Origin of the sequence: Actinoplanes missouriensis 431, from assembly GCF_000284295.1 — a bacterium.
GTDB lineage: Bacteria > Actinomycetota > Actinomycetes > Mycobacteriales > Micromonosporaceae > Actinoplanes > Actinoplanes missouriensis.
In genome coordinates this window covers 7,086,121-7,108,815 of sequence record NC_017093.1, presented here as the reverse complement: position 1 = coordinate 7,108,815, position 22,695 = coordinate 7,086,121, and the positions used below count along the sequence as shown (strand labels likewise).

General features: G+C 69.2%; 17 protein-coding genes. 6 read left to right on the top strand and 11 right to left on the bottom strand.

Features of this window, described 5'->3' with window-relative positions; genetic code table 11:
* Positions 1–10 precede the first annotated feature (10 nt).
* The 6 genes from AMIS_RS32465 to AMIS_RS32440 all read right to left on the bottom strand — a co-directional run bounded on the left by AMIS_RS32465 (position 11) and on the right by AMIS_RS32440 (position 10,092).
* Positions 11–3,343 carry a discoidin domain-containing protein gene (locus AMIS_RS32465; protein ID WP_014446698.1) on the bottom strand — a complete coding sequence of 1,111 codons (3,333 nt, stop codon included), beginning with the start codon at positions 3,341–3,343 and terminating at the stop codon, positions 11–13.
* Positions 3,344–3,626: 283 nt separating this feature from the next.
* Entirely contained in the window at positions 3,627–5,375 is a 1,749-nt protein-coding gene (locus AMIS_RS32460; RefSeq protein ID WP_014446697.1) for a glycoside hydrolase family 13 protein, read from the bottom strand.
* A 53-nt stretch (positions 5,376–5,428) separates the two neighbouring features.
* Complete coding sequence (locus AMIS_RS32455; protein ID WP_014446696.1) at positions 5,429–6,301, bottom strand: carbohydrate ABC transporter permease; 873 nt, start codon at positions 6,299–6,301, stop codon at positions 5,429–5,431.
* A 9-nt stretch (positions 6,302–6,310) separates the two neighbouring features.
* Positions 6,311–7,249 carry a carbohydrate ABC transporter permease gene (locus AMIS_RS32450; RefSeq protein WP_014446695.1) on the bottom strand — a complete coding sequence of 313 codons (939 nt, stop codon included), beginning with the start codon at positions 7,247–7,249 and terminating at the stop codon, positions 6,311–6,313.
* Positions 7,250–7,306: 57 nt separating this feature from the next.
* A complete protein-coding gene (locus AMIS_RS32445) occupies positions 7,307–8,740 on the bottom strand; it encodes an ABC transporter substrate-binding protein (RefSeq protein WP_014446694.1) in 1,434 nt (477 codons plus the stop codon).
* A gap of 341 nt (positions 8,741–9,081) precedes the next feature.
* Positions 9,082–10,092 (bottom strand): LacI family DNA-binding transcriptional regulator, encoded by a 1,011-nt coding sequence (locus tag AMIS_RS32440; protein WP_014446693.1) that lies wholly within the window; start codon positions 10,090–10,092, stop codon positions 9,082–9,084.
* A gap of 180 nt (positions 10,093–10,272) precedes the next feature.
* Here AMIS_RS32440 and AMIS_RS44755 point away from each other — a divergent pair, with 180 nt between their 5' ends.
* The 5 genes from AMIS_RS44755 to AMIS_RS32415 all read left to right on the top strand — a co-directional run bounded on the left by AMIS_RS44755 (position 10,273) and on the right by AMIS_RS32415 (position 14,654).
* Positions 10,273–10,830, top strand: a complete 558-nt coding sequence (locus tag AMIS_RS44755) for a methyl-accepting chemotaxis protein (protein WP_014446692.1) — start codon at positions 10,273–10,275, stop codon at positions 10,828–10,830.
* A 172-nt stretch (positions 10,831–11,002) separates the two neighbouring features.
* Entirely contained in the window at positions 11,003–11,293 is a 291-nt protein-coding gene (locus AMIS_RS32430; RefSeq protein ID WP_407921891.1) for a YchJ family protein, read from the top strand.
* A 53-nt stretch (positions 11,294–11,346) separates the two neighbouring features.
* Complete coding sequence (locus AMIS_RS32425; RefSeq protein WP_014446690.1) at positions 11,347–12,198, top strand: tryptophan 2,3-dioxygenase; 852 nt, start codon at positions 11,347–11,349, stop codon at positions 12,196–12,198.
* A 57-nt stretch (positions 12,199–12,255) separates the two neighbouring features.
* Positions 12,256–13,497 (top strand): kynureninase, encoded by a 1,242-nt coding sequence (kynU, locus tag AMIS_RS32420; protein ID WP_014446689.1) that lies wholly within the window; start codon positions 12,256–12,258, stop codon positions 13,495–13,497.
* Complete coding sequence (locus tag AMIS_RS32415) at positions 13,494–14,654, top strand: amidohydrolase family protein (RefSeq protein WP_157435150.1); 1,161 nt, start codon at positions 13,494–13,496, stop codon at positions 14,652–14,654. Before kynU ends, AMIS_RS32415 begins: the two co-directional genes overlap by 4 nt.
* Positions 14,655–15,425: 771 nt before the next feature.
* Here the strand turns inward: AMIS_RS32415 and AMIS_RS32410 are convergent.
* A complete protein-coding gene (locus AMIS_RS32410) occupies positions 15,426–16,445 on the bottom strand; it encodes a Gfo/Idh/MocA family protein (RefSeq protein ID WP_014446687.1) in 1,020 nt (339 codons plus the stop codon).
* Positions 16,446–16,689: 244 nt separating this feature from the next.
* Here AMIS_RS32410 and AMIS_RS32405 point away from each other — a divergent pair, with 244 nt between their 5' ends.
* Complete coding sequence (locus tag AMIS_RS32405) at positions 16,690–17,517, top strand: methyltransferase domain-containing protein (protein WP_014446686.1); 828 nt, start codon at positions 16,690–16,692, stop codon at positions 17,515–17,517.
* Between the two features lie 60 nt (positions 17,518–17,577).
* Here the strand turns inward: AMIS_RS32405 and AMIS_RS32400 are convergent, their stop codons facing one another.
* From AMIS_RS32400 to AMIS_RS32385, 4 genes are all read right to left on the bottom strand, one after another.
* The gene (locus tag AMIS_RS32400) at positions 17,578–19,014 is read right to left on the bottom strand and encodes a glycoside hydrolase family 130 protein (protein ID WP_386933391.1); all 1,437 of its coding nucleotides are present in this window, start codon (positions 19,012–19,014) and stop codon (positions 17,578–17,580) included.
* Between the two features lie 44 nt (positions 19,015–19,058).
* A complete protein-coding gene (locus AMIS_RS32395; protein WP_014446684.1) occupies positions 19,059–20,261 on the bottom strand; it encodes a hypothetical protein in 1,203 nt (400 codons plus the stop codon).
* On the bottom strand, positions 20,258–21,484 hold the full coding sequence (locus AMIS_RS32390) for a glycosyltransferase (RefSeq protein WP_014446683.1): 1,227 nt from the start codon (positions 21,482–21,484) through the stop codon (positions 20,258–20,260). Before AMIS_RS32390 ends, AMIS_RS32395 begins: the two co-directional genes overlap by 4 nt.
* A 152-nt stretch (positions 21,485–21,636) precedes the next feature.
* Positions 21,637–22,656, bottom strand: coding sequence for a glycosyltransferase family 4 protein (locus tag AMIS_RS32385; RefSeq protein WP_157435149.1), 1,020 nt, complete (start codon positions 22,654–22,656; stop codon positions 21,637–21,639).
* Positions 22,657–22,695: the final 39 nt, after the last annotated feature.

The window sequence follows — 22,695 nt, the reverse complement described above, 5'->3', positions numbered from 1 at the left end:
TGTCACCGGATCAGTTGCGGATGATGGTGAACGTGCTGGTCGGGTTCTCGATGTCGCGGTAGTTGCTGCTCATCTGCAGGTTGGTGAAGGTCGCCGACCCCACCGCCGGGCCCTGACCGGCCTCCGGCATCGGGTTGGCCCAGATGCCGTACCCGGACTTGGCGTCATAGGCGTCACCGCTGCGCTGGGCACCGGTGATCGTCACGTTCGTGAACACGGTGTCCTTGATGATGTTCTGCGGCTGACCGCCCACGTAGTTGGTCTGGAACATGATCCCGGAGTACGTCGGATCGACGATGTCGACGTTGCTGACCCGGATGCCCTGGAACACCTTCGACGCGCTGAACAGCCAGATCGCCGGGAAGACCTGCGCGCCCCAGAAGTGCCCGCCGGCCCGGACGATCGAGATGTTGTCGAAGACGGTCGGCGGCGAGGCGCCGAAGCCGTTCATCGGGTATCCGAAGTCCAGCGAGCTGATCGTGATGCCCGAGTAGACCAGGGTGTCCGCGATGTAGATGTTCTTGAACGTGTTGGCGTAGCCGCCGTAGACCGCGATGCCGGCCGCGCGCCAGGTCAGGATCGACGTGAGGTTCGAGTAGACGTTGTTGATCTCGTCGGAGCCACCGGCGTCGATCGCCGAGAAGAGCGCGAAGCTGTCGTCGCCGGTGGCCCTGGCCTCGTTGTTGTCGACCAGGTTGTCGGTGCTGCCGTTCGTCATGTTGACGCCGTCGGCGAACGTGTTCCGGATCCGCGAGTTCGTGATCTTCATGCGGTCGGTGTTGGCGCCCCAGTAGAGGCAGACCACGTGCTCGGCCCAGATGTTGTCGATCGTGATGTCAGCCACGTTGGCGAAGTCGAACACCTTGCCGGGGCCGTCGATGCGGATCGTGTAGTTGCCGAAGAACGCGAAGTTCGCGAACGTCGAGCCGTTGGCGGTGGCGTCGGCCCGGAAGCCGGCGTCCGTCTCGGACTGTGCCGCCGGGGTGAAGAACCTGGTGTACCAGGGCCCCGCGCCGACGACCTTCACCGCCTTGCCGTAGACCTGGAACTTGTTGGAGGTCTGGTAGTCACCGGCCGGCAGGTAGACACCGATCTTGGTGCTGTCCTGACGGGCGGCGTCCAGCGCGTTCTGCACCGACTGCTGATCGAAACCGGTCGGCACGACATAGCGGGACGGATCCGGGTTGGCCACCGGCGCGACCTGCTCGGTGTTGATGAAGTCGATCGCGATCGGCCCCGAGTTGGCCGCGTCCTTCTGCAGCCTGATCGTGCTGCCGGCCGGGAACGAGCCGGTCAGCATGATGTTCGCCTCGTCGTAGATGTGCCGCGGCCCGGTCCCGGAGTTCTGCGGGTTCGCCTCGTTGCCGTAGAGCCACGCGAACCGTGATGTCAGCGGCAAGGCCTTGTTGAGCGACCCGTTGACGTACACGTTGATCGAGCTGGTCGTGCCGTCCGGGCTGTTCGGGCTGTCGGGGATCGAGAAGCGCGCGACGACCGTGTTCGTGGCGGCCCGGGTGGTCCACTGCACGAACGCGCCGGTCGCGTTCAGCGTCACGGCCTTGCGGCCGGACGCCTCACCCGCAAGATCCCCCACGGTACGGTTGGGGCCGACCACCGTGGCGCCCCCGCCGGTCTGACCGTCCTCGGCCTCGTAGAAGTCGAACGGCATGTTCGCGCCGCGACCCACGAAGAACGGCTTCTCGCTGGTGTTGTTCGCCTGCTTGACGGGCAGTTCGTTGCCGTCGTTCGCGATCACGGTCCGGACGGTGTAGCGCCCGTTAGCCGCCGTCCACGTGCCCAGGTTGATCGCGGGCGAGGATGCTCCGGCGGCGAGCGTGCCGCTCCACGAGCCGGTCAGTGTGCGGACCACCGTCGACCCGTTGAGAACGGTCAGCGTGACGTTGTGCGCGCCACCCGCCGAGGCGGCCGAACCCTGGTTCTTGAGCGTCACCGAGAAGGTGACCGTGTTGCCGGGCGCGGGCGTGCCCGGCGACCAGGAGACCGCCGAGGCGACCAGGTCGGAGCTGCTCACCGGGGTGACGACCAGAGCCGACGGGTGGGTCCAGGAGTTGTTCGCGTCGTTGGTCTCGACGACCGTGTTCGCCTCGTCGACCTTGGCGGACAGCTGGTAGCTGCCGGCGTCCCGAGCCCCGATGCTCACCGAGACCGTGGCGGAGGCTCCAGCAGCCAGCGCGGGGACTGCCACGGTGCCTGCTCGGGCAGCGGCAGCCGAACCCGTACCCAGGTAGAAGTTGACGTTGGAGGCCGCGGACGCGGCCGTGCCCGCGTTACGCACCGTGGCCGACACCGTGATCGCGTCGGTCTCCACCGGCGCGGACGGCGTGAACCCGGTGGACGTGATCGTCAGGTCCGGGTTGGGCGCCCAGGAACCGTAGGCCTGCAGCTCGGCGACCTGCCCGCTGGGAGCGCCGGAGTTCGCGGTGAACGACAGCCGCAGGTCAGCGACGGTTGCGCTCACCGGGATGGTCACTGTGTTGCTGGAGGACGTGTTGCCGGAGGACGGGTTAGCAGAAGAGGGACTGAAGGTGTACGTGGCGCTCGCCTTCACGGTCGTGAACGAGGACGACGACTGCTCGCGGCCCAGGATCGCGAACGTCTGGGTGCGGGTGCCCCACGCGCTGCTCGGGTTGAGCTTGACGACCACCGAGGTCAGGGCCGCGTTCGCGCCCAGCTTCGTGGTGAGCGTGGCCGGGTAGGCGCCACCCTCCCAGTACGTGGTGACGTCCTCGTCGTTGGCGTTCGTCGCGACGAACGTGTGCACTGTCGACGACGCCTCGATCGGCTTCTTGGCCGCGAGGTTCGTCCCGGTCGGCGGATCGGGATCCGGGTTGCCGCCGCCGCCCGGGCCGTAGACCTCCAGCTCGGAGAGCTGCCCCGCGGGCCATCCGGTGTTCGCCGTGAACGTCAGACGCAGGTACCGCACGCTGGTAGCCGTCAGGTCAACCGTCACGGTGTTCGCGGACGACGGGTTGAAGACGTATCCGGCGCCGGCCTTGAGCGTGCTGAACGAGGAGCCGTTCGTGCTGCCGGAGATGCTCAGCGTCTGCGTGCGGGTGGCCCACGCGGTCGCCGGCGGCAGCTTCAGGACCGCCTGGTTGACCTCGGTCGCGGCGCCGAGATCGACCTGCAGCCACTGGGGGAAGGCGTTGTTGGCGCTCTCCCAGTAGCTGCTGGCGTTGCCGTCACCGGCGTTGCCGGGACCGTAGACGTCGGACTGGCTGCTGGCCGTGAAGGACTTGCCGGCGGCGAGGTTGGGCCCGGCCGCGGACGCGGCGGGGGCGTGACCGAGGGTGGCGACGACGCTCGCGGCTATCGCGAGCACGCCTAGTCGGAACGACCTGGACCTTCTTGATCGAGACCCTGCTTTTGATCGAGACATGGGGAGCGCCTCTCTCTGATCGGGATACGGGGGTGGTACGCCGGGCGTCAGCGGCGGTGGAACCCCTGACGCCCGGACGACTCGGCCGCGCTGTGTCATCGCGCCGTCTCGACCACCCCGTCAGGCGGCCGGTTCAGGCACGGGTTGCTGCAGGCACGGGTTGCTAGAGGCACGGGTTGCTGCAGGCACGGGTTGCTAGAGGCACGGGTTGCTACAGGCACGGTTGCTACAGGCGGAGCCAGGCGGCGGTGTCCGGGGGGAGAAGACCGCCGTCGTCGAGCGGCCCGCTGACCAGCAGCGGGGAGACGTGGTCCGGCAGCGGGACGGCCGCGCCGGACAGGTTGAGCACGCAGGCGAAATCCGGCCCGCGGGTGTAGGCGAGCACGTCCGGGCCATGATCGAGCCAGGTCATCTCCGGCGTGTGCAGGCCCGGCTCGGCCCGGCGCAGGCGGATCGCCCGCCGGTAGAGCTCCAGCATCGAGTTCGGATCACCGGTCTGCGCCTGGACGGTCCGGTCCTTCCACTCGCGCGGCTGCGGAAGCCACGGTTCGGGCAGGGTCGGTTCGGGCAGGGTCGGTTCGGGCAGGGTCGGTTCGGGCAGGGCGGGTTCAAGCAGGGCGGGTTCGGGCAGGGCTGAATCGGACAGGGTGGGCGCATTCGCCGTGAACGCGAAGGGCGGCTCGTCCTCCGCCCACGGCAGCGGCACCCGGCATCCGTCCCGGGTGTGACCGCGCCGCGCGTACATCGGATCCTGGATCCGGTCCTCGGCGATGTGCTCGTTCTCCCAGAGGCCCAGCTCCTCGCCCTGGTAGACGTAGGCCGACCCGGGCAGCGACAGCGACAGCAGCGCGGCGGCCCGGGCCCGCCGGGTGCCGAGCTCCAGGTCGACCGGGGTGCGGTCGAGGTTGTTGTCGAAGCTGAACGTGGTGTCGGCGCGGCCGTACCGGGTCACGTGCCGGGTCACGTCATGGTTGGAGAGGACCCAGGTCGACGGCGCGCCGACGGCTGCGTGAGCTTCGAGGGTACTGTCGATGCACGCCCGCATGAGCGCCGGATCCCAGGCGCAACCGAGGAATTCGAAGTTGAACGCGGCGTGCAGCTCGTCCGGGCGCAGGTAGTTCGTGAACCGGTTCACGTCCGGCATCCACACCTCGCCGATGAGCGCCCGGTCCCGGGTCGTGGTGGCGCTGTATTCGTCGGCGACTCGCCGCCACGAGCGGTAGACGTCGTGCACCGCGTCAAGATCGTGGAACGGGTGCGGTGCGCCGTCGGTCATCTCGGGCAGCGCCGGATCCTTGAAGAGCAGCGCCGCCGAGTCGATCCGGATGCCGTCGACGCCCCGGTCGAACCAGAACCGCAGGATGCTCTCGAACTCGGCCCGGACCGCCGGATGGTTCCAGTTCAGATCCGGCTGCTGCGGGGTGAAGAGGTGCAGGTACCAGTCACCGTCCGGTACCTGTGTCCAGGTGGTGCCGCCGAACTCACCGGGCCAGTTCGTGGGCATGTTCTCCCCTTTGCCGGGGCGGAACCAGAAGTAGTCCCGCTCCGGGGCATCGGGTGACGCCAGCGCCGCCCGGAACCAGGGATGCTCGCTGGACACGTGGTTCGGGACGATGTCGACGATCATGCGGAGGCCCGCCGCGTGCGCCTCCTCGATCAGCGCCTCCGCCTCGGCCAGGGTGCCGAAGACCGGGTCGATGTCGCGGAAGTCGGCGACGTCGTATCCGGCGTCCGCCATCGGCGAGGGGTACCAGGGGCTCATCCAGATCGCATCGACCCCCAGGTCGCGCAGGTGGCCGAGCCGGGCCCGGACGCCACCGATGTCGCCGAGGCCGTCGCCGTTCGAGTCGGCGAAGCTCCGCGGGTAGACCTGGTAGATCACCGCGCTCTTCCACCACCCGGGGGCGTCCTTACCGGGGCCGTCATGAGTGGACACGAGCACCTGCTTTCTGCGTACGTTCGGGCGTCTGCGCATAGTGGTTCTGACGAACGTCGACGTTCGTCATGAGATAACTGGTAAATCCGGATTTAACCCTTCAAGCTGCCCGTCGTCAGGCCGGACATGATGTTGCGCTGGAAGATCAGGAAGATGATCACCGTCGGGATGGCCGCGATCACCGACGCGGCGATCACCACGTTCTGCGGGGTGCCGCCGGCGAACGCGTAGATCCCCACGCTGACCGTGCGGGTGTCCGGGTGCGGCATGACCAATTTCGGCCAGAGGAAGTCCTTCCACACCGCCGTCACCGCGAAGATCGAGACCACGCCGAGGATCGGCCGGGACATCGGCAGGATGATCGACCACAGCGTGCGCAGCGGTGAGGCGCCGTCCATCATCGCGGCCGCCATGATGTCGTCCGGGATCGAGTCGAAGAACCGCTTGAGCAGGAAGATGTTGAACGCGTTGGCGACCATCGGCAGCCAGATCGCGAACGGCGAGTCGAGCAGACTGATGTGCAGGATCGGCAGGTCGATCACCGTGACGTACTGCGGGACGATCAGCACCATCGCCGGGATCATCAGCGTCGCCAGCATCAGGCCGAGGATGGCGTTGCCGAACACCGGGCGCAGCTTCGACAGCGAGTACGCCGCCGCGGTGTCCAGGACCAGCTGGAACAGCACCGCCCCGGCCGCGTAGTAGAACGTGTTGAACAGCAGCTTGCCGAGGGCCAGGTTGTTCCACGCGTCGATGTAGTTCTGCGTCTGCGGGTCCTGCGGCCAGATCGTCGGCGGGGTCTGGGCGATCTCCTGGCCGCTCTTCAGCGCGCCGGTGACCATCCAGTAGAGCGGCCCGATGAAGACCAGCGTGAACACCGCGACGACGACCGACAGCACGAGCCAGTAGAGAACCCGGCCACGACCGCGCTGGAGTTGCGCCTGGGAGATCAGGGTGCGGCTCACGAGTTCTCCTCAATCTTCCGACGAACGAGTGCTGAGCCTGACGTACACGGCGGAGAAGACGGCCAGGACCAGCAGCATGATCACGCCGAGCGCGGCGGCACCGTTCAGGTCGTTCTGGAAGAAGCCGTGCTGGTAGATCAGGTACACGACCGAGGTGGCCGAGTCCTGGGTGCCGGCGCCGTTGGCGAGGATCAGCGGCTCGATGAAGAGCTGCATGGTCGCGACGATCTGGAGCATCGCGAGCAGCGCCAGGATCAGCTTGGTCTGTGGGATCGTGACGTGCCAGATCCGCTTCAGGATCCCGGCGCCGTCCAGTTCGGCGGCTTCGTAGAGCTCGCCCGGGATGTTCTGCAGAGCCGCCAGATAGATCAGGACGGCGCCGCCCATGTTCATCCACGTCGACGCGATCACCATGGCGGGCATCGTCATGGTGGGTGACTGCATCCACTCCGACGTGGGCAGTCCCAGCCCCGCGAGGACCGCGTTGAACAGGCCGGCCTCGCTCGGATCGTACGCATAGAACTTGAAGAGGAAGAGGGCCGAGGCCGGCGGCAGCATCACCGGCAGATAGACCAGGATCCGCAGGTAGCCCTTGGCGTGGCGGAACTCGTTGAGCAGGATCGCCACCAGGAACGGCCCCACGAAACCGAGCACCAGCGCCAGGAGCGTGAAGTACGCGGTGTTCTTCCACGCCGTCCAGAAACTCGGATCGTTGACGATCCGGACGTAGTTGTCCCAGCCCACCCAGCTGGTCTCGCCGCGGCGGGTGCGCTGGAAGCTCATCACGACGCCGCGGATCATCGGGTACCACATGAAGAGGGCGAAGCAGAGCAGCGCGCCGATCAGGAACGCGTGCCCGGTGAGGTTGTCCCGGAGCTTGCGGCCGTTCTTCGACGGGGGAGCGGCCGCTGCGGGGCGGGTCGGCGCGGGAGCGGTGAGGATCGCCAAGGGGAACTCCTATCCAGGGGCGCGGAGCCGGGCCGAGCCGGCCCCGCGCCATCGCCATCAGCTGCCGGCGGCCTGCAGCTGGTTGACCTTCTCCTCGGCGGTCTTGAGCAGCGCGTCGATGTTCGCCTTCGGGTCGGTCAGGACACCGGACATCGCCGAGTCGAGCACCGCGTAGACGGCCTGTGCGTTCCGCGGCTCACCCTTGATCGGGACCGGCGTCGCCTCGAAGAGGGCGTAGTTCGCGGTGTCCACGTTGGCGTTCGCCTTGCGGAGTTCCAGCTCCTGCTTCTGCGCCTCGGTGCCGTTCGCGAAGAGCAGCGGCTGCGGCAGGCCGACCGGGTAGTTCTGCGGCTTCGCCCGCACGTAGTCGAGCTGGCCCTTGCCGACCGTCAGCTTCTGGTAGGCGACCCACTTGAGACCCGCCTTGACCTGCTCCGGCGTGAGGCCCTTCTTGAAGAAGTAGCCCTCGCCACCGCCGAGCGTGCCCTTCGCGGGGCCGGCCTGGCCGGGCAGCGGCGCCATCGCCCAGTCCTCGAACTTGCCCTGGAACTGGCTGACGATCGCCTGCGTGGAGTCCGGCGCGCCGATGAACATGCCGACCTTGCCGGCCGCGGCGTTGGTCAGCAGGTCCGCCCACTGGAGCAGCTGACGGCTGCCCATGCTGTTGTCGCCGTACCGCATGTCCTTGAGGTTCTGCAGGACCTGCTTGCCCTCCGGAGTGTTGAACGCGGCCGTCTTGCCGTCCTCGGAGAGGACCTGGCCGCCCTGCGAGTAGAGCAGCGAGGTGAAGTGCCAGCCGCCGGTGTTGCCCGCGCTGTACTCCGAGTACCCGGCGATGCCGTTGCCGAGCGCGGCGATCTTCTTGGCCGCCTCGCGCACCTCGGGCCAGGTCTTCGGCGGGTTGTTGACGTCCAGACCCGCCTTGGCGAACAGGACCTTGTTGTAGACCAGGCCCATCGAGTAGTTCTTCACCGGTACGGCGTAGAGCTTGCCGCCGTCCGTGAAGACCTCCTTGAGGGCCGGGTCCACGCTGTCCCAGGTCGGGATGGTGTCCTTGGACGCGAACTCGGTGATGTCCATCGCCTGACCGGAGTCCAGCACCTGCTGGAGGTCGGTCATGTACCCGTAGAAGACGTCCGTCATGGTGCCGCCGGCCAGGCGGGCGGTGAAGTCCGGCGGGTTGTTGCACTGCTCGCCGACGCTGACGCTCTTGATGACGATGTCGGGGTTCTCCTGCTGGAACGTGGCGACGTCGGCGTTCCAGTTCGCCAGCAGTTCCTTCTGCGCCCCGACCGGCTGGCAGTCGACCGTGATGGTGACCTTGCCGCCGGCCTCCTGCCCGTCGTCGTCGCTCTTCGTGGAGCACGCCGTGAGGCCGAGCCCCAGGCCGGCCACGAGCGCCACAACTCCTAGCTGCCGGGCGCCCAGTTTGCGGCCGCCCAGTTTGTGGCCGCCCAGTTCGCGGGCCTTCCGGTATTGCGGTACGGACATCTGTCCATCCCTTCGGGAACGGTTCTATCCACGGGCATCGCTTGATCTGCGTGTTGCGTCACCGCGCCCGGGTGCTTCCGGTGGCCTGGCTCCTCGGCGCGGGAGTGAGTGGAGTCACTGTAACGACGCCAACTTATGTCGGCAAGGTTTCGATCGCGCTTTGCAAAGAAGCGACTTCCGGACGGCAGATCACGACAGCGAGCCGTTTTGCCGAGTTGGACCCGATAGAGACCCAGGGTCAAAGGCCCGATGGGGTACGAAAAAAGGCCGCCGACTGCTGGAAGCAGTCGACGGCCACAGTCGTGCCGTAACGGTTGTTGTGACTGGTCAGAGAACTCCGGTCAGCGAGTGGGCGCCGGTCCCGTCGAGCCACGGACCACCAGCTCGGGCTCGAAGAGCAACTCGTCGCTGAGCACCCGCGCCTCCTCGATCTGGCTGACCAGGATGTCCACGGCGGCCTGGCCCATCGTCTCGATCGGCTGCCGGACCGTGGTCAGCGGCGGATCGGTGCAGGTCATGAACGCCGAGTCGTCGAACCCGATCACCGACACGTCGGCCGGCACGGCCCGGCCCAGCCGGCGGGCGGCCCGGATCGCGCCCAGGGCGAGCACGTCGCTGGCGCAGATGATGCCGGTGACGCCCCGCTCGACGAGCTTGGTGGCGGCCACCCGGGCCCCCTCCATCGAGAAGCTGGAGCGTTCGACGTACGCGGGTTCGTCGCCCGTCACCTCGATCCCGGCCACGTTGAGCAGGGCGCCCAGCTTGCGACGGGACGGGACGTGTCCCTCCGGACCGAGCACCATGCCGATCCGCTCGTGACCCAGCGAGCGCAGGTGACCCCACGCCTGCTCGACCGCGACCGCGTCGTCCGTCGACACCCGCGGGAAGCCCAGCTCGTCGACGCCCGCGTTCACCAGCACGACCGGCAGTCCGCGGTCGGTCAGCCGGCGGTAGTGCTCGTGCGAGGCGTCGGTCAGCGCGTACGACCCGCCGGCGAAGATGACGCCGGAGACCTGGTGGTCCAGCAACATCTCGACGTAGTCGGACTCGGGCACGCCGCCGATCGTGCGGGCGCAGAGGGCCGGGGTGAAGCCGCGCTGCGCGAGCGAGCCGGTGACCACCTCGGCCAGAGCCGGGAAGATCGGGTTCTGCAGTTCCGGCAGCACCAGCCCGACGAGACGGGCGCGTTCGCCGCGGAGCTTGGTGGGTCGCTCGTAGCCGAGCACGTCGAGCGCGGTGAGCACCGACGTGCGGGTGGCCTCGGAGACGCCGCTGCGCCCGTTGAGGACCCGGCTGACGGTCGCCTCACTGACGCCCGCTTTCTTCGCCACTTCGGCGAGACGTTTGGTCACGGCGGAATCCTACGTCAGATCATTGCAAGAAATGAACAGCGGGAAGCGCTTCGAGCGGAGCTGACTTGCCGCAGTTTGCAATCGCCCCGCACAGCGCGCTCCAGATCAAGCAAAACGCCTCCCCGACCGCGGGCGGGATGGGATGTTTTGAGGCGACCGGTAGAAAGGGGCCGCCACCACATGTCCGACTGGCAGCAGGACGACGCCTGGACGACGGGGGACACCGCGTACGGGGCAGCGCAGGACTGGTCGTCACCCGCTTCGGCAGCTCAGGACGACTGGTCGGCCCAGGCGCAGAACCGGCAGCACGACTCCGTGCACCGGCTCGCTAACGTCAGCAACGACATGGCCGTGGCGACGCAGGCGGCGGTGCGTGCGGCGGAGACCGCGGTTCAGGTCATCCAGCGGCTCGAGGCGAGCAGCACCGAGATCGGCAAAGTGGTCCAGTTGATCGCGACGATCGCGAAGCAGACGAACCTGCTGGCGCTGAACGCGACGATCGAGGCGGCCCGGGCCGGTGAGGCGGGACGGGGCTTCGCCGTGGTGGCGAGCGAGGTCAAGGACCTGGCGAACGAGACGGCCACCGCCACCAGCGAGATCGGCACCCAGGTCGGCGGCATCCGCAGCGACACCCAGAACGCGGTTTCCGCGATCGAGGAGATGCAGGGCCTGATCGAGGAACTGGACCGCTGCCAGAAGGTGATCAGCGGCATCGTGGTGGAGCAGCAAGCCGGCTGACCGATGGGCCAAGCACTCAGGTAGGCCAACTCGCTGCGAAGGCTGATCCGGCAGACTGGTCCGCATGGCGAAACGGCGTGTCTCACCTTCCGCGTGCCCGTGCGGCGGTAACCCGTACCCCCACTGTTGCGGGCCTCTCCACGACGGGAAGCCGGCGGCGGACCCGGAAGCTCTGATGCGCTCGCGCTTCAGCGCCTATGCGCTGGGCCGCACCGACCACGTCTTCCGCACCTGGCACCCGGAGACACGCCCGAGCGATCCGGCCGAGCTTGCCGATGATCCAAACCTTCGATGGGTACGCCTCGAAGTGCTCGGCATGTCCGGCGGTGGCATGTTCGACGCGGAGGGGACCGTCGAGTTCCGGGCCCACTACCGCGAGGGCGGCAAGCCCGGTGTGATGCAGGAGAAGAGCCGATTCGTGCGCTCCGAGGGACAGTGGGTTTACTGGGGTCCCCTAGCTTGATCAACTCGCCTGCAACGGGGCAGGCCTGCAACGGGGTAGGGAAGGAGAGCACCATGCCGGCTCAGAGGCCGCTCGAGGACGGAATCGTCCAGGACTTCAAGGTCAACCTCTCGTACGGGGAGTACCTGCGCCTGGATGCCATCCTCACAGCGCAGAACCTGGTCAGCGTCCCCGGGCACCACGACGAGCTGCTCTTCATCATCCAGCACCAGACGTCCGAGCTCTGGCTGAAACTGGTCATCCACGAGCTGCGCGCCGTGCAGCAGCAGCTGGCCAAGGACGAGCTGCGCCCGGCGCTCAAGGGGCTGGCTCGGGTCAAGCACATCCAGCGCACCCTCACCGAGCAGTGGTCGGTGCTGGCGACCCTCACCCCGAGTGAGTACGCCGAGTTCCGCAGCTTCCTCGGCACGTCGTCGGGCTTCCAGTCGTACCAGTACCGGGCGATCGAGTTCCTGCTCGGCAACAAGGACCGCCGGATGCTGAAGATCTTCGACGACCAGCCGGAGGCGCGGGCCCTGCTCGAGGACGCGCTCGCGACGCCCAGCGTCTACGACGAGTTCCTGCACTTCCTGGCGCGGCGCGGCCACCCGGTGCCGGCCGAGATCCTGCAGCGCGACGTCACCGAGGCCTGGGACTACCAGCCCACGCTGCTGCCGGTCTTCCGGGAGATCTACGAGCGGGCGGAGCAGAACTGGGACGTCTACGAGGCCTGCGAGGAGCTCGTCGACCTGGAGGAGAACTTCCAGTTCTGGCGGTTCCGGCACCTCAAGACGGTGGAACGGACGATCGGCTTCAAACGCGGCACCGGTGGTTCGAGCGGGGTCTCGTTCCTGAAGGCGGCTCTCGATTTGACATTCTTCCCTGAGCTTTACGCCGTCCGTACCGAGATCGCCGTCCCTTCCTGAGTTTGCCGTCCCTTCCCGAGTCTTGCCGTCCCTTTTTGACTGCTTTGGAGCCCCCCGTTGAGCGACCTCCTCTCCCGTGCCGCGGCCCTGGACGCGGCCGACCCGCTCGCGCCGTTCCGGGACCGCTTCCTCACCGCGCCCGCCTCTGACCTGCTCTCCTACCTGGACGGCAACTCGCTGGGCCGGCCCCTGGAGGCGACCGCCCGGCTGATGGACGAGTTCATCCGGGAGCAGTGGGGCGGCCGGCTCATCCGCGGCTGGACCGACGGCTGGCTGGACTGGCCGCTCACCCTCGGCGACCGCCTCGGGGCGATCGCCTTGGGCGCGGCGGCCGGGCAGACCGTGATCGCCGACTCGACCACGGTGCTGATCTACAAGCTGGCGCGGGCCGCCGTCGACGCCCGCCCGGGCCGCAACCGGGTCGTGCTCGACACCGACAACTTCCCCACCGACAGGTACGTCCTGGAGGGCATCGCCGCCGAACGTGGCCTCGAACTGGTCTGGATCTCCACGGACCCGGCCACCGGCGTGCATCCGGAGCAGGTCGCCGAGGTGGTCGACGAGCGGACCGCACTCGTGCTGTTCAGCCACGTCGCGTACCGGTCCGGCTGGCTCGCCGACATCCCCGCGATCAACCGGATCGCGCACGAGGCCGGCGCGCTGACCATGTGGGACCTCTGCCATTCGGCCGGCTCGGTCCCGGTCTCGCTCGACGAGTGGGGCGTGGACCTCGCGGTCGGCTGCACGTACAAGTACCTCAACGGCGGTCCCGGCGCGCCCGCCTTCGCCTACCTGCGCCGGGAGTTGCAGGACGAGCTGCGCCAGCCGATCACCGGCTGGATGGGGCACCGCGCGGCCTTCGAGATGGGGCACGGCCACGAGCCGGCCCCCGGCGTACGGGCCCTGCTCAGCGGCACCCCGCCGATCCTCGCGATGGTCCCGCTCCACGCGAACCTTGACATGCTCGCCGAGGCCGGCATCGAGGCGGTCCGCGCCAAGTCGCTGCTGCTCACCGGCTACGTGCTGGACATCGCGGACACGATGCTCGCGGACACCGTGCTCGCCGGTCGCGGTGTCGAGGTGGTCAGCCCCCGTGATCCGGAGCGGCGCGGCGGGCACGTGACGTTGCGGCGGCCCGGGTTCGAGCAGTTCCTGGAGCCACTCTGGGACAGCGGGGTGATCCCGGACTACCGCAGGCCGGACGGCTTGCGGATCGGCCCGGCGCCGCTGAGCACCAGCTTCACCGAGGTCCACCAGGGCTTGTCGGTCCTGCGCGACCTGCTGGAGAAGCACCGATGACGGGCGCTGCTCCCGAGGCCGCTGCTGCTGGTGAGGCCGGCGCTGGTGCTGAGGCGTCCGGTGGGTGCTGCGGCGGGGCGTCCGGTGGTGGCTGTGCTGCCGCTGCTCTGCGCAGTGCCTGTTCCACGGCGGGTGACGGGACGCCGGTGGTGCGCTGGCTGGTGGCCGACTCGATCTGGTGGGGCGGCCGGCTGCGGAAGGGTGTCGCGCTGCGCATCGCCGAGAACGGAGCGATCAAGCCGGTGCCGGCCGAACTCGCGCCCCTGGCCGGAACGCGCCGCTTCCCCGGAACGCTCCTCCCCGCCCTGGTCGACGCGCACGTGCACTCGGCGCTTGTCGACCTCACCACGGTCCGTGCCGGTGGCATCGGGTCGGTCTGGGACCTGGGTGGCGTACCCACGGATGTGCAAGATCTCGCGGCACGGGCCCGGCAGCCGGGGTCCCCGCTGCCGCGGATTCGCTACGCCGGACCGTTTCTGATCGCTCCAGGCGGCTATCCGAGCGACCGCCCATGGGCCCCCGCCGGCAGCTGGCGGGAGATCACCTCACCGGCGGACGCGGCGCTCGCCGTTGCCGAAGCGCAGTCGTCCGGCGCCGGCCTGATCAAGGTGACCGCGCACGCCGGCGGCCCGATGCTGCCCCCGGAGACGATGCGGGCGCTGGTCGAGGCCGCGCACGCGTCCGGGCTCGAGGTCGTCGTACACGCCGAGGGCGCCGGAACGGTAGCCGCCGCCCTGGCCGCCGGAGCCGACATGCTGGCGCATACGCCCTGGTCAGAGCTACTCGGCGACACTCTCGTGCGCGATTGCGCCGCCCGCATGCGCTGGATCAGCACGCTCGACATCCACGGGTGGGGAGACCCCGACCCGGCGCGCGAGATCGCCGTCGTCAACCTGCGGCGCTTCATCGAGTACGGCGGGAGCGTCCGTTACGGCACCGACCTCGGCAACGGCCCGCTACCCGCAGGCATCAACGTCCGTGAGATCCGTGCCCTGCAGGAGGCGGGCTTGGACCCGAACGCCGTACTCTCCGCCATGACCGAAAATGACAGCAGGGAGCTGAGCTGGGTGCCGGACGGCCTCACCCTCGAGCCGGAGGGGTTCCCGGACTCGCTGGCAACAGCCCGGGTCCTCGACGACTCGGTGCGCCCCCGCTGACCCGCACAGCCACCGCACGCCCCTACAGCGGCCCGGCCGCTTGCCCGGCTCGGCCGCTTGCCCAGATCGCCGAGTGTCGCTCGAGATCCAGTAGCAGCCGGGCCGAGCCGTAGCCGGCGCAGGAAAACGCGCGTGATCACATGTCGGAGCTGCGGCTCGCCGCCCCTCAATGCCACTTAGACCGTCGCATCGACCGGTCGCGGGCCCGGCCCGAGGCGCTGCGGCCTCAGCGTTGGCCGGCGGCGTGGATGAGGCCACACACAGCGTCGGTGCCGCGGGGACGAGGCCACACACAACGCCTGTGTGGCGATCCATCAACGCCAGGGCAGGGATGCGAGCACACGAACCGCTTCCGTGCGACCCCATCATGGCAGGCGTGGACTTCGGTGCGCCGTCACCTGCGTGCGAGCCCACCGTGGGCCGCCACCCACGTGCGAGCCCACCGTGGGCCGCCACCCCCGCGCGAGCCCATCGTGGGCCGCCACCCCCGTGCGAGCCCACCGTGGGCCGCCACCCACGCGCGAGCCCACCGTGGGCCGCCCTGTCCGTTCACCCCGACCCGGAGATCAACTTAGGCTGAGTGGCATTGCGCCGGCCCCGGCCGTAGCCGAGGCAGGTCATGTGCCCGTGCGGCCTGCGTGAGCTACGGCTCGCAGCCCGGCAGCCGCTGGCTCACGTCATATCGAGGTATGGGCGGGTGCCACCACGACAACGTGACCCCTCGTCCCCACCGGGTAGGGCTGGAGCGGGGTAGGGCTGGAGCGGGCAGGGCTAGAGCGCCACCGCTGTGCCCGTCACGGCGCTCTGGCGGGCCGCGTCGAGGACCTCCATGGCGCGGACCGAATCCCACGGGTCGACCGGGAGCGGGCCCTCGCCGAGGACCGCCGCGGCCACCGCCGGGTAGAACGTGTCCCAGCGGCCCCGGGCGCTCTCCACCGGCGCGCCTGTCGCGCCGCGGAACAGGTGGCCCCAGCGGTGCTCCGGCTCGACGCCCCAGCGGTCGCCGAGCTTCGCCGGGGACTTGCCGGCCTTCAGCAGGGTCTCCTGGTAATCCAGGTCGGGCGAGATGAACGTGCCGGCTGTGCCTGTCACCCGGAAGCGCGGGCCGGGTCCGGCCTGCCGCCAGCTGCCCCAGAGGTGGGACTCGACGCCGTTCGCGTGGTGCAGCGCCACGAAGAAGTCGTCGTCGCGGGGCTCGCCGCGCATCTCGGCGTACACCCGGGTGGCCGGGCCGTGCAGTTGCAGCGCCTGGTCCACCAGGTGCGAGCCGAAGTCGAGCAGGGTGCCGCCGCCGGCCGCGGGCGGCTCGCGGTCCGGCGCCCAGCGCTCCATCCGCGACTCGAAGCGGCGGATCTCGCCGAGCGAGCCGTTCTCGATCAGGCGGCGGATGGTGAGCAGGTCGGAGTCCCAGCGCCGGTTCTGGTAGACGGTGAGGAGCACGCCGGCTTCCTCGGCGGACGTGACGACCTTGCGGGCCGCGGCCGCGTCCAGGGCGAACGGCTTGTCGACGACCACGGCGAGGCCTGCCGCGATCGCCTCGGCGGCCAGGTCGGCGTGGGTCGCGGCCGGGGTGGAGATCGCTACGGCCTGGACGCCGTCGGCGGCCAGCGCGGCGATGGAGTCGTACGCCGAAACGCCCGGGAGCTGCTCGGCGATCTGCGCCCGGCGCTCCTCCGAGGTGGTCACCACGCCGACGAAGTCGATGTTCTGCGCCGAGGCGATCAGAGGCGCGTGGAACACCCGTCCGCCGGTGCCGTAGCCGACCAGCCCGAACTTAACCCGCTCGATCATGTCCGGAAGTTTTTCACATCCGTTGCCGTCCTGTTGCACATGATCTTCGCCGTTACGTGTGATGCACGCCCCACTACTCAGGGTGTATCGGATTCTCCGGCACGATGATGTACGGATGGCGCACACGGCCGCCTCGAGGATCGAGCGGAACGGCCCGAGGATCTAGCGAAATGGCAGGTCCGGCCCTGTCGGATGGATGACGAGGACGCCCGATCGGGCACCCCGGCGATGTTCAATCGAACCTATGGAACCCGCTCAGAAGGAACGGACCCCGTTCGCCGACATCGACGGCTTGCCGGCCTCGATGTCCGCGATGCTGCTGGATGCGCTGACCGAAATGGGCCGCCATCCCGAGATCCGGCGGGTTCGCCGCGTCGCGTTCGAGGCACTGAGCCCGCAGCCCGGCCAGCGGCTGCTGGACGCGGGTTCCGGCGAGGGTGAGGTCGCTCGTCACCTGGCCGTCGAGACGCAGCCGGCGGGTGAGGTGGTCGCCCTCGACCACTCCGCGTCGATCACCGCGGCCGCTGTCTCCCGGCACGACGGCAGCGCGGTGCGCTACGTGACCGGCGACGTCTGCGCCATGGACCTGCCGGCGGACGGTTTCGACGGCGTGTGGTGCGAGCGGGTCCTGCAGCATGTCGACAGCGCCGAGCAGGCGATCGGCGAGCTGATCCGGGTGACCCGTCCCGGCGGGCGGATCTGCCTGATCGACACGGACTGGTCGTCGCTCGCCTTCGACGGGATGCCGTCGGGTCTCGGCGAGGTGGTGATGGCCCACGTCCGGGGCCACTTCACCCCGAAACAGCACGACATGGGGCGTACGCTGCGGCGCCGTCTCGTGGCGAACGGCCTCACCGGCATCACCGCGACGCCTGTGACATGCCTCTTCACCAGCCCCGAGTCGGCCGCCGTGGTGCTGCCGATGGTCAATCCGCGGGTGCCGGAGGAGAGCTGGGCCACCCCGCCCGGCCTGCGCGACGAATGGCTCGCGTGCGTCGACGCGGCCGGGGCGAGTGGCACGTTCCTGGCCGTCCTCACCATCTGGGTGGTGGCGGGGACGGTGCCGGGGTGAGACAAGCCCCCGGCAACGACGAGGTCAGCTGACCGGGACCATTCAGCTGACCGGGACCATTCAGCTGACCGGGACCATGCGGTGCAGGAGCCGGTCGAGCGGCAGGCTGGCGAACGCGATCCGCACGTCACTCGACGCGTACGGCATCCAGAACCGCCCGTCGTGGACGAGCCCGCCACAGGAGTAGAGCACGTTCGGCACGTACCCTTCCCGTTCGATCTCGTCCGGGTCGATCAGGCCCTGCGGCAGGTCCGCGAGCACGCGTGACGGGTCCTCCAGGTCGAGCAGCATGGCGCCGATCGCGTACCGCCGCATCGGCCCGACGCCGTGCGTGAGCACCAGCCATCCCGCCTCGGTCTCGATCGGTGAGCCGCAGTTGCCGACCTGGATCAGATCCCAGCCGCGGTGCGGGACGAGGAGCGGGCCGGCCGGCTGCCAGCGGTGCTTCTCGTCGCGGACGGCCAGGCCGAGGGTCTCGCCGTCGGAGCGGCAGAGTGCCATCTTCTTGCCGTTGATGTACCGCGGGAACAGCGCCATGCCCTTGTTCCGGGCGGCCGGGCCGTGCAGTGTGGTGACCTCGAAATGCCGCAGGTCCCGGGTGTAGATCACCCGCCCGGAGATGTTGAAACCGTCGTACGCGGTGTAGGTCGCCTGGTACGCGGGACGCCCGTCCGGGTCGACCACCTGGACGAACCGGGCGTCCTCCATGCCCCGGCTCTCGCTCGGGGTGGCCGGCCACAGCACCCGCTGGTGCAGCGGCATCGTCGCCGGGAACGTGACGGCGTAGTCGTCCATCACGATCCGCCGGATCAGGTCCAGCGTCATCGGGGTGGTCGGCCGGGCCAGGATCTCGGCGGGCAGGTGACTGAGGATGTCCTCGAACACCTGGTCGTCGAATCGGTCCGGGAGCGCGCCGAGCACGTACGCGGAGGCCTCGTTGTCGATGTCCTCGTCGCCGAGCGCCGCGAAGAGCTGGTGCTTCATGTGTTTGGCGCCGACCCGCTGGCCGATTGCGAGCGGGCCGTCCCGCTCCTCCAGCCGGATCGCCGCCCCCGGCCCGAGGATCACGCTGCAGAAGCCGATGGACGAGATGTGTCCCTCGCCGATCTGCCGGAGGCTGAGGGCCGCCCGCATCTCACCGGGTGCGAGGTCGGACTGGTCGGGGTGCGGGACGATCGACGGGTTGCAGAGGGCCGCGGCCTCCACCGAAAACTCGTGGCTGAAGTACGCCCCGATCAGCGTCCGTGCCGCCGGCGACAACTCGATCTCCGCCGGGACGCGGTGCTGCACGACCTCGTAGTGGTGCTGGAACGTGGCGAGGATGTCGTGGTGCCGCCCGGAGAAGCGGTTCAGCACGTCGTCCAGCAACGTGTTGATGTCGCTCTCGTCGAGTTGCAGCACGCGCTCGATCAGGCATGACGTGCGGTTGTGGGTGGCGTGCGCGTCCTCGCCGGGGACGAACAGCTTGATCACCACGCGGCGGCCGTCCGGCGCCATGGTGATGTTGTGACGGGTGATGTCTTGCGTATTCACGGTTGCGGTCACGCTAGGCCGCCTGACGGTCGGGTCGCGCTCCGGCTCGTCAGCCTGCGGGCATGCTGCAGCGTGGAGACGAGCGCGAGGGTTGATTCGGCTCCTTGGTTCAGATTAGGACCATCAACCGTCAATCCGTCATAACAACCACAAGTCTCGCTGTCCCACATCACCGTTCCGGTGTCGTTGTCGCCGAGGAACCAGGCGATCGCCTGGAACAGCGGGGCGTCCCAGCGCTCGTCGCCGGTGACCGCCGCGGCGGTGGCGCAGGCGTCGGCGGTGGCGGCCACCTCGACCGGCTGCTGATCGAGCACCCCGGAGGCCGCCGTGCCGTCGTCGAGGGAGTGCGCTGTGAGCCGGTTCCGGGGCTCGCCGGCGGTCCAGCCGCAGACCGGGACGGGGGAGAGGTGACCGCGATGCTCCTGCACCCGGCAGAGCCAGGCCAGCATCCGCAGACCGTCGGTGAGCAGCCCCTCGTCCCCGAGAAGGTCCCCGGCGGCGATCACCACCTCGGCGAGGGCCGGGTTCGCGTACGTCAGCTTCCGCTCCGGCCAGACCCAGTCCGGGTCGGATCCGGGCAGTCCGATCACCGTGGCCGCGTCGCCGAGCAGCTGGGCGGCCTCCCGGTCGTGCGGATCGGCGCGCAGCACCTCGGCGGCGCCGAGCCCGGCGAACGCCATCGCCCGCGACCAGGGTGACCGGCAGCGCACGCCGTGACGGAACGCGTTCGCCGCCTCCCGCCGCAGCCACGGGCTGCGGGCCCGGGCCGCCGCGGTGCCGAGTCCCCAGAGGGCCCGGCCCCACCAGTCGCCCAGCGACGGCTCGTCCTGCCATCGGCGGTCGTAGCTCATCCGGTTGCGAAAACCGCCGGCGACACCCCGGTCGGTCAGGCTCCGGTCGGTCAGGCTCTGGTCGGTCAGGCTCTGGGCGGTCAGGCTCTGGGCGGTCGAGCTCTGAGCGTGGGTCAGGAACGTCAGGTACCGCTCGGCCAGCCGGGTCAGTTCCGGTGTCGGCCGGGGTTCGCGCGCGGCCACCAGCAGGCCGCGCGACACGTCGTCCACGCAGTAGCCGTGCTCACGCCGGGGTATCGCGTTACGGGCGTGTTCGAGCAGGCCGGTGTCGTCGGAGAGCCGGAACAGGTGGTCCCATCGGGGTTCGGGCACGTCACGCAGTTGAATGGGCGGCGGGAGCAGCCGCAACGCCACACTCATGCGGAGATCGTCCCGGCCGAGACCGGTCCGGTCTTGAGAGAACTCGCTGCGATCGGCCCGGCGGCGCGGGGCCGCCGATCGGCGAGCAGGCGGGCGGCGAGCGCCTGGTACCGGGCGGCCACCGCGGGCCAGCGCAGCGTCGGGCCGCCGGCCAGGCCGGTGAGCCTGCCGGGCAGGCCCGGCTCGGCCAGAACCCGCCGGATGGCCATGGCCATCGCCTCCGGGTCCTGATGGGGTACGAGCAGACCCGGCCCGTCCGCGAGCAGTTCGACCGCGTGCGGGAACTCCGTCGCCACCACCGGGATCCCGGCCGCCACCGCCTCGATGAGCACCCCGGAGGTGACCTGCTCGGTGGAGTCGTAGGGCAGCACGACCGCATCGGCCGAGCAGATCAGCCGGGACAGGTCGTCGGGTTTCAGGTAGACGTCGGACCAGCGCACACAGTCGGCGACGCCGCGTTCCTCGGCGAGGGCCCGGAGCGAATCCCGGTACTGGTCGCCCTGCTGTTCGAGGACCTTCGGATGGGTACGCCCGGCCACCGTGTAGATCGGCCGGGGCTCGATGTCGTCGAGGAAGGCGAGCGCCCGGATCGCCCACTCGATGCCCTTGCCGGGTCCGAGCAGCCCCCAGGTGAGCAGGTGCGGCCGCTCGTCGCCGGTGCTCCCCGGGGTGACGGCGTGGTGGCTGGCCGCGCCGTGCGGGATCACCGTCACCTTGCGGGCGTCCACGTCGTACCGGCCGACCAGCCGGGTGCGTGCGGTGTCGGTCATGGTCACCACCGCGTCGGCGGTGCCGGCGATCTCCTCGAGCACCGTCCGTTGCAGCTGGTCCGGCTGGGTCAGCACGGTGTGCAGGACGACGATCGCCGGGATTCGCAGCGCGCGCAGCACGGGCAGGATCTCCGCGCCGGCGTCACCGGGGTAGATCCCGTACTCGTGCTGGATGATCGCCACGTCGAACCGGTTCAGGGCGGTGGCGGCGGCCACCCATCCGCCGGGCCGGTCGGTGTGCCAGGTGTGCACGACGCGGGGGGCGGACCGGTCGAGCGCGATTCCGCCACTGGTGTCGTCGCCGGCGAGCAGCCGCACGACGCCGGAGCCGGAGCCCGAGCCCGAACCGGAGTTCGGCTCCGCGACGAGATGGGTCGCGAGTGCCGCATTGAATGTCGCCAAACCGCATTGCGTGGGGGGATATGTGCTCAGAAACCCGTATGTCGCGGGCATGACAGGCCTTTCTCCTCGGCCGGCTGCCTCCCCGCAGCACGGACTCAGCGCGCGGGCACCGACTGGGCCGACAACAACCCCGGCACCAACCGCAAGGAAAAGGGCCCGTTTAACGCGCAATTCACATTGCGACGTTAACAAGAGTCTGGTATTCAGCTGACGATTTTTCGGTAAATCGCCAGGTACTCCTCGACCATCCGCTCGGCCGAGAACCGCTGCCGTGCCCGCGCCGAGCACCCCGCCCGATCGATCTCCGCGATTCGGCCCACCGCGTCCACCGCCTCGTCCACCGTCTCCACCAGCCATCCCGTGACACCCTCGTCGACAACCTCGGGCATGGAGCCTTTCCGGTACGCGATGACGGGCGTGCCGCACGCCATCGACTCCACCACCGAGAGGCCGAACGGCTCGGCGAACCGGATCGGATGCAGCAGCGCCGCACCGGAACCGAGGATCGTGCCCCGCTCGTCCGGGCCCACCGAACCGAGATAGACGACCCGCTCACCGTCGATCAGGGGCCCCACGCTTTCGGTGAAGTAATCGCGGTCCTGCACGATTCCGCACATGACCAGTCGCCGTCCGGCGCGCCGGGCGATCTCGATGGCGATATCGGTTCCTTTGTCGGGATGGATCCGGCCGAAGAGGATGAGATCCCGGCCGCCGTCCGGATGGAACGGCAATCCGCTCAGGTCGACGCCGTGATGCACGGTCCCCAGGTATTCCAGATCGGGAGAGCGGTCGCTGTCGGAGATGGAGACGAAGTGCGCCGGATTCTCCCGGCGCGCCTGGGCCCGCCGGTACGCCGGAAGGATGTTGGGCCCGGAGAATCCGTGGATCGTGGTGAGCAGCGGGACCCGGCAGTGCGCCGCGAACGCCAGCGGCAGCCAGTCCAGGTGATTGTGGATCAGGTCGAACTCGCCGGACCGGGCCAGCGCGTGACTGACGTGGATCGCCTCCCACACCCGGCCGTCGATCTGGTCGCTCTCCTCGTACCCGGTCGGGACCACGCCGTCGAGGGTGGCCTTCGTGACCGAGTCGAGGGTGGCGAAGAGGGTGACGTCCACGCCTCGGGTGGTGAGGCCCTCGGTGAGCAGGCTGGTGATCAGCTCCCACGGGCCGTAGTGCAGCGGTGGCGTGCGCCAGGCGATCGGCCCGAGCATGGCAATTCTCACGACAAACCGCCTTCTACGGTCATAACCACGTCATCAGTA